Raw genomic sequence first — 14,660 nt, forward strand, 5'->3', positions numbered from 1 at the left:
AGAGCAGCGGGATGGCAGACCAGACCCACGTCCTGTTCGTCGAGGACGACGACGTCATCCGCGAGGCCACCCAGCTCGCCCTGGAGCGGGACGGCTTCGCGGTCACCGCGATGCCCGACGGGCTGTCCGGCCTGGAGGCGTTCCGGGCGAACCGCCCCGACATCGCGCTGCTCGACGTCATGGTGCCCGGACTGGACGGCGTCAGCCTGTGCCGCCGAATCCGTGACGAGTCGACCGTGCCGGTGATCATGCTGTCGGCGCGGGCCGACTCGATCGACGTCGTACTGGGCCTGGAGGCGGGCGCCGACGACTATGTGACCAAGCCGTTCGACGGTGCCGTGCTGGTCGCGCGCATCCGGGCGGTGCTGCGGCGCTTCGGGCACGCAAGCGGCGGCGACCGGGCTGACGAGGGGCCTGCCGAGGTGGCCGGCGGGGTGCTGAGCTTCGGCGAACTGGAGATCGACACCGAGGGCATGGAGGTGCGCCGGGCCGGGCAGCCGGTGGCGCTGACGCCGACCGAGATGCGGCTCCTGTTGGAGTTCTCCTCCGCGCCGGGCACGGTCCTGTCGCGCGACAAACTGCTGGAGCGGGTGTGGGACTACGGCTGGGGCGGGGACACGCGCGTGGTGGACGTCCACGTGCAGCGACTGCGCACGAAGATCGGCCAGGACCGGATCGAGACGGTCCGCGGCTTCGGCTACAAGTTGAAGGCCTGAGCGGGGACACCAGGGACATGCGGGGGATCTTCAGAAGCCCGGCCGCTGCGAGCGTTGCAGACGGTACGGGCATGCGCACGGGCCTCAGATGGAAGCTCAGCGCGGCCATCGCCCTGGTCGGCGCGCTGATCGCGATCGCGCTGAGCCTGGTCGTGCACAACGCGGCCCGGGTCTCGATGCTGGACAACGCGCGCGATCTCGCGGACGAGCGCATCCGGATCGCGGCGCGCAACTACGAGATCCCCAGCCGGACCCTCTTCCCCAACATCAAGATCGACGACCCGCGGCTGCCCTCGGCGCTGCGGGCGAAGGTCGAGGAGAACCGGGTGGCGACGTACGTGACCGACCGGCCGGGCGGCGCGCCCGACATCTGGGCGGCCATGCCGGTCAAGGACGGGCATGTGCTGTCGCTGCACACCGGGTTCACCGACCGCAGCACGGACATCCTCAGGGACCTCGACCAGGCCCTGGTGATCGGCTCCATCGCGGTCGTCCTCGGCGGCAGTGCGCTGGGCGTGCTCATCGGCGGCCAGCTCTCGCGCCGACTGCGCAAGGCGGCGGCCGCGGCGAACCAGGTCGCCAGGGGCGAGTCGGACGTACGGGTGCGGGACGCCATCGGCGGGGTCGTACGGGACGAGACCGACGACCTGGCGCGGGCGGTGGACGCCATGGCGGACACGCTGCAGCAGCGGCTCGAGGCCGAGCGCCGGGTCACCGCGGACATCGCGCACGAGCTGCGCACCCCGGTGACGGGCCTGCTGACGGCCGCCGAACTGCTTCCGCCGGGCCGGCCGACGGAGCTGGTCCTGGACCGCGCGAAGGCCATGCGCACCCTCGTGGAGGACGTCCTGGAGGTGGCCCGCCTCGACAGCGCCTCCGAGCGGGCCGAGCTGCAGGACATCCTGCTCGGCGAGTTCGTCACCCGGCGGGTGGCGGCGAAGGACCCGGCCGTCGAGGTACGGGTGGTGCACGAGTCGATGGTCACGACCGATCCGCGCCGCCTGGAGCGCGTGCTGATCAACCTGCTCGCCAACGCCGCCCGGCACGGCAAGCCGCCGATCCAGGTCACCGTCGAGGGCCGGGTCATCCGGGTCCGCGACCACGGCCCCGGCTTCCCGTCCGACCTCCTCGCCGAGGGCCCGAGCCGCTTCCGCACGGGCAGCGCCGACCGCGCCGGCCACGGCCACGGCCTCGGCCTCACGATCGCCGCCGGACAGGCCCGCGTGCTGGGAGCCCGCCTGACCTTCCGCAACGTACGCCCGGCGGGCGCACCCGATCATGTGCCGGCGGAGGGCGCGGTGGCGGTGCTGTGGCTGCCGGAGCATGCGCCGACGAACACGGGCAGTTACCCGCTGCTGCCGTAGGGCTTTCCTCTGCCGTAGGGCCTTCGGCATCGAGGGCTTTCGGGGTCAGGTGATGGCGACCAGCAGCGCCTCCCCTCTTGACGGCCGCAGGCCGCCCGTCCCCGCGAAGGCGCGCAGGCTGCCTCCCGATCGAGGCCGAGAGGGCACAGCCTCGGCCGGGGTCGAAGGGGCGGAGCCCCTGGGACGGGACGAGGCGGCGGGGCGAGGAAGCACGACGAAGGCCCCCCGGGGCGGACACCCACCGGGGGACCTTCGGCTCACTCGTGGATCAGACCGCCTCGACGATCGGCGCCTGCGCCACCGTCTCGTCGCCGGACTTGGGTGCAGCCGGCCCGGTCCCCCGCAGCGCGACCTCCTTCACAAAGACCGCTGCGACCAGCGCGCCCACGGCCACCACGGACCCCAGCAGGAAGGCGGAGTGCGTACCCGCGGACACCGCGTGCTGGTACGCCTCCCGCACCACGGCCGGCAGCTTCGCCAGGCTCTTGGCGTCAAGGGCCGCCGACTTCTCGGTGATCTTCGCCCCCAGCGAGCCGGCCCGCTCCGCCATGACGTGCTGGACCCGGTTGTTGAACAGCGCGCCCATGATCGCGACACCGAAGGACGAACCGAGCGTACGGAACAGGGTGGTCGAGGAGGACGCCACACCCATGTCCTTCATCTCCACGCTGTTCTGCGCCACCAGCATGGTGATCTGCATCAGGCAGCCCATGCCCAGCCCCACGACCGCCATGAACACACCGGACGTGAACCGCGAGGTGCCGGTGTCCATCGTGGACAGCAGGTAGAGCCCGACGGTCATCAGGACACTGCCGACGACCGGGAAGACCTTGTAGCGGCCGGTGTTGGTGGTCACCCGTCCCGCCACCATCGAGGTCACCAGCATCGCGCCGAGCATCGGCAGCAGCAGCAACCCGGAGTTGGTCGCGGACGCACCCTGCACGGACTGCTGGTACAGCGGCAGGTACAGCGTCGCGCCGAACATCACGAACCCGGTGATGAAGCCGATGAGAGACATCAGCGTGAAGTTACGGCTGCGGAAGATGTGCAGCGGCACGATCGGCTCCGCGGCCTTCGTCTGCCAGAACACGAACCCGATGAGCGCGGCGACGCCGATCCCGATGAGTTCCATGATCCGCGCGGACGTCCACGCGTACTGCGTGCCGCCCCAGGTGGTGACCAGCACGATCGAGGTGATGCCGATGGTCAGCAGGGCGACACCGAGGTAGTCGATACCCGCCTTGGCCCGCTTCTTCGGCAGATGCAGTACGGCACTGATCAGACCGAGCGACACCACGCCGAGCGGCAGGTTGATGTAGAACGACCAGCGCCAGCCCCAGTTGTCGGTGATGGTGCCGCCGACCAGCGGACCGCCGATCATCGCGAGCGCCATGACGCCGGCCATCATGCCCTGGTACTTGCCCCGCTCCCGCGGCGGTATCAGATCACCGATGATCGCCATGACGCCGACCATCAGGCCACCCGCGCCGAGCCCCTGGATCGCGCGGAAACCGATCAGCTGGCCCATGTTCTGCGCCATGCCGCTGAGCGCGGAGCCGATCAGGAAGATCACGATCGACGTCATGAAGGAGCCCTTGCGCCCGTACATGTCGCCGAGCTTGCCCCAGATCGGGGTGGAGGCCGCGGTCGCCAGCGTGTACGCCGTGACCACCCAGGACAGATGCTCGAGTCCCCCGAGCTCGCCCACGATGGTCGGCATCGCGGTGCCCACGATCATGTTGTCGAGCATCGCGAGCATCATGGTGATCATGAGCGCGAGCAGCACGACCCGTATGCTCTTCGGCTGTTTGTCCGGCTTCGTCTCGGCCGTCTGTGTGTCCGCCATCGTCCCCACTCCCCTGGGCATCTCCCCCCGGTCGGCCACTTACTTGCCGCCCGGCTAGTTGACTACACTGGGAAGGTAGCCCCGTAACTAGCCGGGCGTCAAGTAAGTTTCTCTGGAGTGCGAGGATGGGCGGCACCATGGACGGCACCAAGCAGCAGCGCCGCGGAGACACCCGCCAGCGCATTCAGGACGTGGCGCTCGAACTCTTCGCCGAGCAGGGGTACGAGAAGACGTCACTGCGCGAGATCGCCGAGCGCCTCGACGTCACCAAGGCGGCGCTCTACTACCACTTCAAGACGAAGGAAGAGATCCTCGTCAGCATCTTCGACGACCTCTCGCAGCCGATCGTGGAACTGATCGAGTGGGGCAGGCGACAGCCGCAGTCGTTGGAGACCAAGCACGAGATCATCCGGCGTTACAGCGACACCCTGGCCGGCGCGGCCCCGCTCTTCCGCTTCATGCAGGAGAACCAGAGCACGGTCAAGGAACTGCGCATCGGCGAGATCTTCCGCAACCGCATGATGGGCATGCGCGACATCCTCATCGACCCGGACGCCGAGCTGATCGACCAGGTGCGCTGCGTCAGCGCGATGTTCACGCTCCATGCCGGGATGTTCGCTCTCAACGACATCGAGGCCGACCCCGAGGACAAGCGCAAGGCGGTCCTCGAGGTCGCCACCGACCTGGTGACGCGGGCGCACCAGGCCTCACACCCGTCCTAGGCGGCCGGCAGGCCTCAGACGGTCACACCCTTGGAGCGCAGGAAGGCGACCGGGTCGACGGCCGACCCGTAGTTCGGGGTCGTACGGATCTCGAAGTGCAGATGCGGGCCGCTGGAGTTACCGGTGTTCCCGGACCGGGCTATGTGCTGTCCGGTGGCGACGACCTGGCCGACCCTGACGTCGATCCGCGACAGATGGGCGTACTGCGAGTAGGTCCCGTTGCCGTGCCTGATCACGATGGCGTTGCCGTACGCGGGCCCGTCACCGGCGCCGTTGCCGCCGGCCTTGACGACGGTGCCGCCGTGCGCGGCGACGACGTCCGTGCCGCTCGGCACCGCGAAGTCCTGCCCGCTGTGCCGGGACTGCCACATGCCGCCGGCCTGGTTGAAGCTGGCGGACAGCCGGTACTTCTCCACCGGATGCATCCAGGAGGCGGCCTTCCGGGCGGCAGCGGCCTTGGCGGCCTTCTCGGCGGCCGCCTTCTTGGCAGCGGCGGCCCGGGCGGCCTTCTTCGCGCTCGCGGCGGCCTTGGCCTGCGCGGCGGCCTGCGCCTTCACGGCGCTCGCAGCACTGGACGCGGAGGTGGCATCGGCTGCGGCCGCGACCCCTGCCCCCAGCACAACCGACATTCCGAGGCCGGCGGCCAGGACGGCCGCGCGGCTGCGCAGCAGGGACGTACGGGAGGAGCGGGACGTGACACGCGAAGACATGGAAACCTCGGAAAGACGGGGGCAGAGAAAACCACCCGGCGCACAAGCGGCTGCCGGATGGACCATCCCTTGGTAACCCCGAGACCCGCCAAGCCCAAAACATGTGATGTACGACGGCCCCTAGTACTTCACCCCAAAACTTCCCTCTTCTTGACACAGCGCCAATAACGGACGATTCGGAACGCGACGGCGGAATCCCCCTTCGGGTTCCGAGGAAATTCCAGAAAAGCGACCTCTTTGCCTTCCCGTCGCGCCGCCCACTATCCGCCCTAGTACCGGCCGAATCGCCTGTGCGTCATGTCACCGACCGACAAGATCCACCCTCCTTCCAGAACAACCGTCATGTGACGCACATCTCTGGCCACTTACCACCCAGTAACCCTACGGTTCCCCTCACGCCACCCTCGGCGCCGAACATGCACAGGACAACGGCATACGGACGTGAGAGGACCCCCCACCATGACGAGCAGACGCCCCTGGGCGCTCCGCGCAGTGGTCACCGCAGTCTCCGCAGCTGCCCTCGTGGCGCTGGCCACCCCCGCCGACGCGGCGACGAGCACCTCGGGCGTCGACTACGCGACCTGGCAGAAGGACTGCCAGGCGGTGATGGACCAGGCGCTGCCGTATCTGAAGGAGCGGATCGCAGCGGCCCAGCCGGGCGAGAAGCAGGCGATCGTCTTCGACATCGACAACACCACGCTGGAGACGGACTTCGGCTTCAGCTTCCCGCAGCCGGCCAACAAGCCCGTCCTGGACGTCGCCCAGTACGCCCAGGAGCACGGCGTCTCGCTCTTCTTCGTCACCGCTCGCCCGGGCATCATCTACGCGCCCACCGAGTGGAACCTCGAGCACGACGGCTACGACGTCTCCGGCCTGTACGTCCGCGGCTTCTTCGACCTGTTCAAGGACGTCGCCGCCTACAAGACCGCCCAGCGCGTCGACATCGAGAACAAGGGCTACGACATCATCGCGAACATCGGCAACAGCGCCACCGACCTCTCGGGCGGCCACGCCGACAAGGCGTTCAAGCTCCCGGACTACAACGGGCAGTTGTCGTAACCCGAGGGCGGACATGACGAAGGGGCCGGTGCTCGAAAGCACCGGCCCCTTCTGGCGTCGCCGTGAGGCCTACGCCTCCTTGCTCAGGTTCGGCCCGGCACCGCCGGCCGCCTGCTCGATCGGCGGGACGTCGGGCAGCGCCGACTTCTCCTCGCCGCGGAAGGTGAAGGTCTGGCTGTCGCCCTCGCCCTCGGTGTCCACGACCACGATGTGACCGGGACGCAGCTCACCGAAGAGGATCTTCTCGGAGAGCGTGTCCTCGATCTCGCGCTGGATGGTGCGGCGCAGCGGCCGCGCACCCAGCACCGGGTCGTAACCCTTCTTGGACAGCAGTTCCTTGCTGGACTGGGAGAGCTCGATGCCCATGTCCCGGTCCTTGAGGCGCTCGTCCACCTTGCTGATCATCAGGTCGACGATCGCGAGGATGTCGGCCTGGGTCAGCTGCGGGAAGACGACCACGTCGTCGACGCGGTTGAGGAACTCGGGCCGGAAGTGCTGCTTGAGCTCGTCCGAGACCTTGTTCTTCATGCGCTCGTAGTTGGACTTGGTGTCACCCTGGGCCGCGAAGCCCAGGTTGAAGCCCTTGGAGATGTCCCGGGTGCCGAGGTTGGTCGTCATGATGATGACCGTGTTCTTGAAGTCCACGACCCGGCCCTGGGAGTCGGTCAGACGACCGTCCTCCAGGATCTGCAGCAGCGAGTTGAAGATGTCCGGGTGGGCCTTCTCCACCTCGTCGAAGAGGACGACGGAGAACGGCTTGCGGCGGACCTTCTCGGTCAGCTGGCCGCCCTCCTCGTAGCCCACGTATCCGGGGGGCGAACCGAAGAGACGCGACACCGTGTGCTTCTCGCTGAACTCCGACATGTCGAGGGAGATCAGCGCGTCCTCGTCACCGAAGAGGAACTCCGCGAGGGCCTTGGACAGTTCGGTCTTACCGACACCGGACGGGCCGGCGAAGATGAACGAACCACCGGGACGCTTCGGGTCCTTGAGGCCCGCGCGCGTACGACGGATCGCCTTCGACAGCGCCTTGACGGCGTCGACCTGGCCGATGACCCGCTTGTGGAGCTCGTCCTCCATGCGCAGCAGACGCGAGGACTCCTCCTCGGTCAGCTTGAAGACCGGGATGCCGGTGGCGGTCGCGAGGACCTCGGCGATCAGCTCGCCGTCGACCTCGGCGACGACGTCCATGTCGCCGGCCTTCCACTCCTTCTCCCGCTTGGCCTTGGCGGCCAGGAGCTGCTTCTCCTTGTCACGCAGGGAGGCGGCCTTCTCGAAGTCCTGCGAGTCGATCGCGGACTCCTTGTCGCGGCGCACGCCCGCGATCTTCTCGTCGAACTCGCGCAGGTCCGGCGGCGCGGTCATCCGGCGGATGCGCATCCTCGAGCCGGCCTCGTCGATCAGGTCGATCGCCTTGTCCGGCAGGAAGCGGTCCGAGATGTACCGGTCGGCCAGGGTGGCGGCCTGGACCAGCGCCTCGTCGGTGATGGAGACGCGGTGGTGGGCCTCGTACCGGTCGCGCAGACCCTTGAGGATCTCGATCGTGTGCGGCAGGGACGGCTCGGCGACCTGGATCGGCTGGAAGCGGCGCTCGAGGGCCGCGTCCTTCTCCAGGTGCTTGCGGTACTCGTCCAGCGTGGTCGCACCGATGGTCTGCAGCTCACCGCGGGCCAGCATCGGCTTCAGGATCGAAGCGGCGTCGATGGCGCCCTCGGCGGCACCCGCACCGACCAGCGTGTGCAGCTCGTCGATGAACAGGATGATGTCGCCGCGGGTGCGGATCTCCTTGAGCACCTTCTTCAGGCGCTCCTCGAAGTCACCGCGGTAGCGGGAGCCGGCGACCAGCGCGCCGAGGTCCAGGGTGTAGAGGTGCTTGTCCTTGAGGGTCTCGGGCACCTCGCCCTTGACGATGGCCTGGGCGAGACCCTCGACGACGGCGGTCTTGCCGACGCCGGGCTCACCGATCAGGACCGGGTTGTTCTTGGTACGGCGGGACAGCACCTGCATGACCCGCTCGATCTCCTTCTCGCGCCCGATGACCGGGTCGAGCTTGGACTCACGAGCGGCCTGGGTGAGGTTCCGGCCGAACTGGTCGAGGACCAGGGACGTCGAGGGGGTGCCCTCGGCAGGCCCGCCGGCGGCGGCGGTCTCCTTGCCCTGGTAACCGGAGAGCAGCTGGATGACCTGCTGCCGCACCCGGTTGAGATCTGCGCCCAGCTTGACCAGGACCTGGGCGGCGACGCCCTCGCCCTCACGGATCAGGCCGAGCAGGATGTGCTCCGTGCCGATGTAGTTGTGGCCCAGCTGAAGGGCCTCGCGGAGCGACAGCTCCAGGACCTTCTTGGCACGGGGGGTGAAGGGGATGTGCCCGGACGGGGCCTGCTGGCCCTGGCCGATGATCTCCTCCACCTGCTGGCGGACCGCCTCGAGCGAAATCCCGAGGCTCTCAAGGGCCTTGGCGGCGACACCCTCACCCTCGTGGATCAGGCCCAGGAGGATGTGCTCGGTGCCGATGTAGTTGTGGTTGAGCATCCGGGCTTCTTCCTGAGCCAGGACGACAACCCGCCGCGCGCGGTCGGTGAACCTCTCGAACATCGTTAATCGCTCCTCAGAGCGGTCAGGCAGTGGGGGGAACTTCCCCTCCCTGTCCTTCCGCAGCTTAGTCCCGCAAGCGGGGACCGCTCATTCCAACTGCCGACACCGTCGATGGCCTCCTGACCCGTGACGCCGACATCTGCTCCAACCCGATGGTGCGAGACGATGTTCCCGCAGGCCAGGTGGTTACCCTCACCATCAGTACGCCGATGGCGAACGTGAGACCAGCTTGCCTGCGTGTCGCCCCCTCCCACTAGGGATGTCTTACCCGCTGGGACTGACACTCCATGCCGCGCGCACCGGTTCCCTCCGCTATGGGCGAACAACCTTGCGCTACCCCGCACCCCCGCACGCCCCCTTTTTGGACACTCTGCGCATTCATCAGTGCACCCAGCGTAACTTGCAAGCTCTTCGGGCGGTTGCCCTTGGCATGGTTGGCAGCCTCCCCACGGTCCCGCTCCCCCGTCGGCCGCTCGATCCGGGCGACCGGGTCACCCGGTTCTACGAGAACGAACTGGGCTGGGCGACAGTGCCCGCACGCACGGGAGGCCCCGGGTCTCCGGTACGGCTCCGCGTGGGCGACCGCTTCGACGTCCTGGACGTCCCGGCCGAGGCGGGCCGGGCGGGCCTGCGCCATCTCGCGCCGGGTTCTCCGGTGGCCCTGCAGCGGGGCCGGATGCGGCTGCTGGTGGCCGCGGGCAGCGCGGAAGAGCTGCCGGGGCTGCTGGACTGGCTGGAGTGGGGGGCGCTGCCGCTCGACCTGAGGGCGCTCGGCGCGGGCTGCGTCATGGACGCGCCGCTGCCGCCCGGGATGCAGCCGGCGGGTGTACGGCCGGTGGGCCGCTCGGGCGTGCAGGGGGCCGCCGTATGGCTGCGGCCCCCCGAGCCGGGGTGCGCGGTCGAGGCCTCGCTGCCGACGCTGTCGGCTGTGAGGGGCGGTGGGGGCGCCCCCGATCTCGTGCGACTTGTGGACACGGTGGCAACGCACTGCCACCGATTGCGGCTGCGGCGCGCGTGCGCCCAGCCGTTGGCCCTGCCGTAGGCCTTGGATCAGGCGTTGGCCTTCTCGTAGGCCTCGCGGATGGACGCGGGGACACGGCCGCGGTCGTTGACCTCGTAACCGTTCTCCTTCGCCCAGGCGCGGATCTGCGCGGTGTCCTGGCTGCCACCGGAAGCGGCGCGTGCCTTTCCGCGTCCGCCCGAAGCGCGGCCTCCGGTACGACGACCACCCTTCACGTACGGCTCGAGAAGGCCACGGAGCTTGTCCGCATTGGCGGTCGTGAGATCGATCTCGTAAGTCTTGCCGTCCAACGCGAACGTGACGGTCTCGTCCGCCTCGCCGCCGTCGAGGTCGTCGACAAGAAGGACCTGAACCTTCTGTGCCACCGGATTTCCTTTCATCCATAACTTGAGGGCCGGGGGCCTGCGGCGTCCGCCGTTTCGCCGTCCCCTGTTATATGCAGTACTGCAGTACGTCGGAAAGCAAACCGCTTTTGCCGGAAAAACACAAACCCCTTGGAGAGACCGATCGAGAGACTGAGCGAGAGAGCCGGCGCGAGACCCAGTGCGGGCCGACTCCCGGGCAGAGACCCATCCCGTCCGGAAACATACGCGTTTCGGACATAGGGAACCAGGGCATGGGTGGGCGGAATACGTCTCGGTGATCGGCGATCACAGATGCAGAAGCATCCGGCTGTTGCCCAAGGTGTTCGGTTTCACCCGTTCGAGACCCAGGAACTCTGCTACGCCTTCGTCATAGGAACGCAGTAGCTCCGCGTAGACATCGGTGTCGACGGGTGTCTCCCCGATCTCGACGAAGCCGTGCTTGGCGAAGAACTCCACTTCGAAGGTCAGACAGAAAACGCGACGAACGCCCAGCCAGCGCGCGGTGTGCAGCAACTTCTCCAGCAACTGGTGTCCGACACCGGCGCCCTTCAGGCCGGGCTTCACAGCAAGAGTGCGGACTTCCGCGAGGTCTTCCCACATCACATGCAGCGCACCGCAGCCGACCACCTCGGCGTTGTCGTCCCGTTCGGCGACCCAGAACTCCTGGATGTCCTCGTAAAGGGTGACCGTCGCTTTGTCGAGCAGGATGCGGCCGCGTACGTAGGTGTCAAGGAGACGGCGCACGGCGGCGACATCGCTGGTGCGGGCCCGCCGGACAGTGATGGCTTTAGCGCTGACTTCGGGGCCTTCGGGACCTTCGGGACTGACTGCTGACATGAGCGGACGCTATCGCCCGTCGGCCTCCTGTGCCGAGCCGGGGTTCTCGGCGACGGTATCGCTGCCGGTATCGGGGGCCGCTTCGGGTGTTTCCGGCCCTTGGACGATGCGCACGGCGTCACTGAGGGCCCCTCGCTGTTCATCGCTCATCATCCCGAAGAAGGCGACGAGAGCGGCTGCGGGGTTGTCGCTCTGCGACCAGGCATCGTTCATCAGAGCAGCCGCGTAGGCGGCCCTGGTGGAGACGGCCTCATATCGATAGGCGCGGCCTTCCGCCTCCCGGCGCACCCAGCCCTTCTGATGGAGATTGTCCAAAACGGTCATCACCGTGGTGTACGCGATGGACCGTTCCTGCTGAAGGTCTTCCAGGACTTCTCGAACGGTCACCGGGCGGTTCCACTTCCACACCCGCGTCATGACCGCGTCTTCGAGTTCTCCCAATGGGCGAGGCACACCTCAGCACAATAGTGGGAGAACTCGCCATTGGCGCCCCGGAGGGGCACTTTTACTGCCGTACGGCAACAAAAGGGGCGTACGGCTCGAAGGCGCAGGGACGCGCGGAAGCCGTACGCCGAGGGGGCGCCGCCCCGGAGGGACTCAGCCGTCGGTCTTGGCGGGGCCCTGCCGGACCCCTTCGGCGCCCGCGATGGCGGCGTCGACGGCCGCGTCCTCCTTGGCCTTGTTGGCCCCGCCCTGGGTCTTCACGATCACCCTGATCACGCCGATGAAGAACACGGCCATGACGACCGGGGGCACAAGCGCGGAGACGTAGTCCATGCGTCCAGGGTAGCCACGGGGTGGCGGGGCGGGCGGGGCGGGGTTGGGGTGGTTCCGGACGGTTCGGGCCGGGTCAGCCGGCGGCGAGGTGCCGGGGCGGGTTGGAGCCGGACGGCGGGGTCGGTTTGCGGCGGGGGAAGACCTCGCCCGGGGTCGGGATGGGGCGGGCCGGTTTCGGGGCGGCGGGAGCAGGGGCCGGTTTGGGAGCCGCGGGCTTCTCGGCGGGCTTCTTCTCGGGCTTCCTGGCGGGGTCCCGGTCGACGTCCGGCCCGAGGTGCCTCTCGGCGCCCTTGAGGCCGCCTTGGAGGGCCGTGAGGCGGTTGCGGGCGGCGGGGACGGTCGGGGCCGCCGGGCGGGCCGGATCGCGCGCGAGGCGGGCGCGCACGTCCTGCTCGGCGAGCATCCGGCAGCGCCCCAGGAGGACGGAGGCCGCCGGGTTGCCGCGCAGCGCCCGGAGGGCGGCGAGGTCGTCGGGGTCCGGCCGGTACCCGGCGCCCAGCGCCTCCTCGAGGAGCACCAGGTAGTCGGCGGTGGTGCCGGGCAGGGCGGCGCGGTAGCGCGCGAGGTCGGCCACCAGGAAGGCACGCAGTCTGGCGCCCTCGCGCATCGCCTCGTCGAGCGACTCGGCGAGACGGAGGCAGTCCTGGACGTCCCCGGCAGGAGTGGGGCCTGGCTGAAGGGCGAGGGCGAGGGCGCGGCGGAGCACACGCAGCTCCTCCACACCGAACGCCATGCCGCCGCGTGATCCGTATGGCGTGGGCATGCGGCGACGATACGCGCTAATCAGACAAATTCGACATATTTCGCTACAGGGGACGGGTGTGGCGCGGCCGAGCCACCCGGTTGCCCCGCGGGACCGGTCTCACATGCGCGCCACGTTCCGCTCGTACACCAGCCGCAGCCCGACCAGGGTCAGCCACGGCTCGTGCTCGTCGATCACCGAGGACTCGCCCAGCACCATCGGTGCCAGTCCGCCGGTCGCGATCACCGTCACGTCGTCCGGGTCCTCCGCCAGCTCCCGCGCCATCCGGCTCACGACCCCGTCGACCTGGCCGGCGAACCCGTAGATGATCCCGGACTGCATCGCCTCGACCGTGTTCTTGCCGATCACGCTCCGCGGCCGGGCCACCTCGATCTTCCGCAGCTGTGCACCCCGGACACCGAGCGCCTCGACGGAGATCTCGATACCGGGCGCGATGACGCCGCCGATGTACTCCCCGCGCGCGGAGACGGCGTCGAAGGTCGTCGCCGTGCCGAAGTCCACGACGATCGCGGGCCCTCCGTACAGCTCGACCGCCGCCACCGCGTTGATGATGCGGTCGGCGCCGACCTCCTTGGGGTTGTCGGTCAGGATCGGCACGCCCGTCTTCACGCCCGGCTCCACCAGCACCGCGGGCACGTCGCCGTAGTACCGGCGCGTCACCTCGCGCAGCTCGTGCAGCACGGACGGCACGGTCGCGCAGATCGCGATCCCGTCGATGCCGTCGCCCAGTTCGTCGCCGAGCAGCGGGTGCATGCCCATCAGGCCCTGCAGCAGCACCGCCAGTTCGTCCGCCGTGCGGCGCGCGTCGGTGGAGATGCGCCAGTGCTCGACGATGTCGTCCCCGTCGAAGAGCCCGAGGACGGTGTGCGTGTTCCCTACGTCGATCGTCAGCAGCATGGCCGGTACCTACTCCGCCGCTCGCAGGTCGAGACCGATGTCGAGGATCGGCGAGGAGTGGGTCAGGGCTCCTACGGCGAGGTAGTCGACGCCGGTGTCGGCGTACGCCTTCGCGTTCTCCAGGGTGAGCCGGCCCGAGGCCTCCAGGGCCGCGCGGCCGTGCACCAGGGCCACCGCCTCCTCGCACTCACCGGGGGTGAAGTTGTCCAGGAGGATCAGATCGGCACCGGCGTCGACGACCTCGCGCAGCTGGTGCAGCGTGTCGACCTCGACCTCGATCGGGACGTCCGGGAAGGCCTCCCGTACGGCCTTGAAGGCCTGTGCGACCCCGCCCGCGGCGACCACGTGGTTGTCCTTGACCAGGGCCGCGTCCGACAGCGACATGCGGTGGTTGACGCCGCCGCCGCAGCGGACCGCGTACTTCTCCAGGGAGCGCAGACCCGGGGTCGTCTTCCGGGTGTCACGCACGCGTGCCTTCGAGCCCTCGAGAACGTCCGCCCACGCGCGCGTGGCGGTCGCGATGCCCGACAGCCGGCACAGGATGTTGAGCGCGCTGCGCTCGGCAGTGAGCAGGTCACGCGTGCGCGTGGTGACCGACAGGAGCTTCTGCCCGGCCCCCACCCGGTCGCCGTCCTCGACGTGCCGTTCGACCTCGAACTCGTCCGTGCATACCACCGAGAGCACCGCTTCGGCGACCCGGAGGCCCGCCACGACACCCGCCTCGCGCGCGGTGAAGTCGGCGGTGGCGACGGCCTCCTCGGGGATGGTGGCGACGGTCGTCACGTCCACACCGTGGTCGAGGTCCTCCTGGATGGCGACATTGGCGATGTCCTCGACCTCCACGGGGTCGAGTCCGGCGTCGGCCAGCAGCTGCGCGAGCGCGGGGTCGAGCCCGCACTCCAGGTACTCCGCGTCGGCGTCCGCGCCACAGGCACAGCCGTCGCCGCAGCCTCCGGACGAGGCGAGGGGAAGGTCGGGGGTGCTCACT

At 68.9% G+C, this 14,660-nt stretch carries 15 protein-coding genes; 5 read left to right on the top strand and 10 right to left on the bottom strand.

Annotated elements, in window-relative coordinates; translation table 11 throughout:
- Window positions 1-11: 11 nt before the first annotated feature.
- Together cseB and cseC are read left to right on the top strand one after the other, a co-directional pair.
- Complete coding sequence (gene cseB / locus ACFY1E_RS05275) at window positions 12-716, top strand: two-component system response regulator CseB (RefSeq protein WP_344406213.1); 705 nt, start codon at window positions 12-14, stop codon at window positions 714-716.
- The gene (cseC, locus tag ACFY1E_RS05280) at window positions 605-2,080 is read left to right on the top strand and encodes a two-component system sensor histidine kinase CseC (protein ID WP_389073316.1); all 1,476 of its coding nucleotides are present in this window, start codon (window positions 605-607) and stop codon (window positions 2,078-2,080) included. Before cseB ends, cseC begins: the two co-directional genes overlap by 112 nt.
- Before the next feature lie 268 nt (window positions 2,081-2,348).
- Here cseC and ACFY1E_RS05285 read toward each other — a convergent pair whose 3' ends face one another.
- Entirely contained in the window at window positions 2,349-3,926 is a 1,578-nt protein-coding gene (locus tag ACFY1E_RS05285; RefSeq protein ID WP_389071709.1) for an MDR family MFS transporter, read from the bottom strand.
- A gap of 125 nt (window positions 3,927-4,051) precedes the next feature.
- Here ACFY1E_RS05285 and ACFY1E_RS05290 point away from each other — a divergent pair, with 125 nt between their 5' ends.
- Complete coding sequence (locus ACFY1E_RS05290) at window positions 4,052-4,648, top strand: TetR/AcrR family transcriptional regulator (protein ID WP_389071712.1); 597 nt, start codon at window positions 4,052-4,054, stop codon at window positions 4,646-4,648.
- Window positions 4,649-4,662: 14 nt separating this feature from the next.
- On the opposite strand, the gene ACFY1E_RS05295 is transcribed toward ACFY1E_RS05290, so the two are convergent.
- Window positions 4,663-5,358: a M23 family metallopeptidase gene (locus tag ACFY1E_RS05295; RefSeq protein ID WP_389071714.1), complete on the bottom strand. Its 696-nt coding sequence runs from the start codon at window positions 5,356-5,358 to the stop codon at window positions 4,663-4,665.
- A 459-nt stretch (window positions 5,359-5,817) separates the two neighbouring features.
- Here ACFY1E_RS05295 and ACFY1E_RS05300 point away from each other — a divergent pair, with 459 nt between their 5' ends.
- Window positions 5,818-6,417, top strand: coding sequence for an HAD family acid phosphatase (locus ACFY1E_RS05300; protein ID WP_389071717.1), 600 nt, complete (start codon window positions 5,818-5,820; stop codon window positions 6,415-6,417).
- Between the two features lie 69 nt (window positions 6,418-6,486).
- On the opposite strand, the gene ACFY1E_RS05305 is transcribed toward ACFY1E_RS05300, so the two are convergent.
- Window positions 6,487-9,012 carry an ATP-dependent Clp protease ATP-binding subunit gene (locus tag ACFY1E_RS05305; protein WP_115906674.1) on the bottom strand — a complete coding sequence of 842 codons (2,526 nt, stop codon included), beginning with the start codon at window positions 9,010-9,012 and terminating at the stop codon, window positions 6,487-6,489.
- Between the two features lie 430 nt (window positions 9,013-9,442).
- On the opposite strand from ACFY1E_RS05305, the gene ACFY1E_RS05310 reads away from it, so the two are divergent.
- Complete coding sequence (locus ACFY1E_RS05310) at window positions 9,443-10,054, top strand: SCO3374 family protein (protein ID WP_389071719.1); 612 nt, start codon at window positions 9,443-9,445, stop codon at window positions 10,052-10,054.
- A gap of 8 nt (window positions 10,055-10,062) precedes the next feature.
- On the opposite strand, the gene ACFY1E_RS05315 is transcribed toward ACFY1E_RS05310, so the two are convergent.
- The 7 genes from ACFY1E_RS05315 to nadC form a co-directional block, all read right to left on the bottom strand.
- Window positions 10,063-10,398: an Lsr2 family protein gene (locus ACFY1E_RS05315; RefSeq protein WP_007498879.1), complete on the bottom strand. Its 336-nt coding sequence runs from the start codon at window positions 10,396-10,398 to the stop codon at window positions 10,063-10,065.
- 285 nt (window positions 10,399-10,683) lie between these two features.
- Window positions 10,684-11,235, bottom strand: a complete 552-nt coding sequence (locus ACFY1E_RS05320; protein WP_389071721.1) for an amino-acid N-acetyltransferase — start codon at window positions 11,233-11,235, stop codon at window positions 10,684-10,686.
- Window positions 11,236-11,244: 9 nt separating this feature from the next.
- Entirely contained in the window at window positions 11,245-11,652 is a 408-nt protein-coding gene (locus ACFY1E_RS05325; RefSeq protein WP_389073318.1) for a BlaI/MecI/CopY family transcriptional regulator, read from the bottom strand.
- 180 nt (window positions 11,653-11,832) lie between these two features.
- Window positions 11,833-12,012, bottom strand: a complete 180-nt coding sequence (locus tag ACFY1E_RS05330; protein ID WP_389071723.1) for a hypothetical protein — start codon at window positions 12,010-12,012, stop codon at window positions 11,833-11,835.
- A 73-nt stretch (window positions 12,013-12,085) separates the two neighbouring features.
- Window positions 12,086-12,745: a hypothetical protein gene (locus ACFY1E_RS05335; RefSeq protein WP_389073320.1), complete on the bottom strand. Its 660-nt coding sequence runs from the start codon at window positions 12,743-12,745 to the stop codon at window positions 12,086-12,088.
- Between the two features lie 129 nt (window positions 12,746-12,874).
- On the bottom strand, window positions 12,875-13,672 hold the full coding sequence (locus tag ACFY1E_RS05340; protein ID WP_030942637.1) for a type III pantothenate kinase: 798 nt from the start codon (window positions 13,670-13,672) through the stop codon (window positions 12,875-12,877).
- Between the two features lie 9 nt (window positions 13,673-13,681).
- A complete protein-coding gene (nadC, locus tag ACFY1E_RS05345; RefSeq protein ID WP_389071725.1) occupies window positions 13,682-14,659 on the bottom strand; it encodes a carboxylating nicotinate-nucleotide diphosphorylase in 978 nt (325 codons plus the stop codon).
- Window position 14,660 lies beyond the last annotated feature (1 nt).

The organism is Streptomyces sp. NPDC001604 (genome assembly GCF_042893475.1).
GTDB lineage: Bacteria > Actinomycetota > Actinomycetes > Streptomycetales > Streptomycetaceae > Streptomyces.